Consider the following 1,789-nt stretch of genomic DNA (forward strand, 5'->3'; position numbering starts at 1 on the left):
CTCCCGGCGGGGGCGACGGCGCCCGGCGCCCCGGGTGTCGCCGCCGTGGCCGCGGCCTGGGTGCCCGGTGCCGCACCCGGGGTAGTGCCGCTCGTGCCGGCCCCGGTGGTCGCGGTCGTCGCCGGGCCCCCCGCCGAGGCCGGGGTCGCGCCCGGGACGGTCTCGGAGGTGGCGACGCCCGCACCGGTCTCCGACGCGTCGGAGGTGCCGAGCGTGCCCATCGCGAGACCACCCGCGCCGAGCACGACGAGCGCAGCGGCTGCGGCCCCGGCGAGCACGTAGCGCCGCGAACGGGAAGGCGCCGGCGCTACCGTCGCGGCGGCCGGGGCCGGGACGATCGCCGGGCGAACCGGCGAGACCGTCTCGGTCGGCCGGTCGTGCAGGGTCGTCACGGGCAGCGCGGTGGTGGGCACATCGTCGTCCGCCGGCGGGGCGACGGTCGCCGCGGCCGCGGAGCTCACCATCGGCTGGGCCGCCGCGGAGCTCACCGTCGGCGGCTGGGCCGCCGCCGAGCTCACCGTCGGCGGCTGGGCCGCCCCGAGGGCGGCGGTGTGGGCGGGCCGCGGGCCGGCGACCACCGGAATGCCCAGCTCCGCCGAGATCAGCTCGGCGACCAGGGGGATCGCGCCGCCGCCACCGGTGAGCAGCACCCGCCCCACGTCGGACGGCTCGACCCCGGCGCCGCGCAGCGCCTCGTGCACCAGCGCGATCGACGCCTGCAGCGGGCCGCGGGCGAGTTCCTCGAACTCGTCGCGGACGAGACGCACGTCCCGCCGCACGCCGGGCAGGTCGATCGTGACGACCGTCTCGGTGTCGGTCGACAGCTGTTCCTTCGCGGCCGTCGCGCGGGCACGCAGCTCCGCCAGCGCCGCCGTCATGGGGGCGGCGAACGGATCGAAGTCGGGGACGTCGTCGCGCACGGTGTCCAGCAGATGGGTGGTGACCAGGTGGTCGAGGTGACCGCCGCACACGTCCTCGCTGCCGATCGGGCGGCCGAGGAGCACCGGCTCGGCGCCGGTGCGCAACACCGAGACGTCGAGAGTGCGGGCGCCGAGGTCGTAGACGACGACCACGCCGTCGCCGAGGGGGCCCTGGGCGGCGTCGAGCCAGCGCACCGCGGCGACGGGTTCGGGCATCAGCGTCACGTCGGGCAGACCGGCCCGCGACAGCGCATCGCGCAACGCATCGACGGTGTAGCCGGCCCACGGCGCCGGATGCGCCACCGTGATCGTGGGCGCCTCCGGCAGGTCACGCGACGCCTCGTGCACCAGGCAGCCGATCGCCGTGGCGGTGAGGTCCTCCCCGGAGTACGACGCCCCGTTGTCGGCGAGCACACCGACCGGATCCCCGACCCGGCTCACGAAGTCGGTGAACACCAGCGAACCCGGCGCGGCCGGACGACGACCGAGGTGCGGCGCGTCGTCGGCGGGAAGGTGCAGCTCGCTGGCGCGGGACAGGACGACCGGGCGGTACGTGTCGGCGCGATCGAACGCGGTGGCCGCCACCGAGTCCGCCGAACCGATCGTGACTCCGAGTCCTGTTGCCATGTCGTTTCGCTCCCCTGGTCGGGGCGGACGGATCCGCCGTGTCGCGTTGGATGTCGTAATCGGACACGATGTCGTTAGCCCGATTCGAGACCTTCGGCCCCGGCGCGGGGGCGATCCCCCTACGGCACCGGCGTGCTCGTCGACAACGCGGCCACCCCGGCCGAGGGCTACGCGACCGCCTTCCAGGTCATCGGTGCACTCGGCATCGTCGCGGCGATCCTCGTCCTGATCTTCGCGAACCC

The 1,789-nt window shown here is 75.8% G+C and carries 1 protein-coding gene and 1 pseudogene; one reads left to right on the plus strand and one right to left on the minus strand.

Features of this window, described 5'->3' with window-relative positions; genetic code table 11:
- On the minus strand, positions 1–1,547 hold a 1,547-nt coding region (locus tag G6039_RS30055; protein WP_164528197.1), incomplete at its 3' end, for an Hsp70 family protein.
- A gap of 114 nt (positions 1,548–1,661) precedes the next feature.
- On the opposite strand from G6039_RS30055, the pseudogene G6039_RS31355 reads away from it, so the two are divergent.
- A pseudogene (locus G6039_RS31355) lies at positions 1,662–1,789 on the plus strand (MFS transporter); the annotation flags it as partial.

Source organism: Rhodococcus aetherivorans, from assembly GCF_011058165.1.
GTDB lineage: Bacteria > Actinomycetota > Actinomycetes > Mycobacteriales > Mycobacteriaceae > Rhodococcus > Rhodococcus aetherivorans.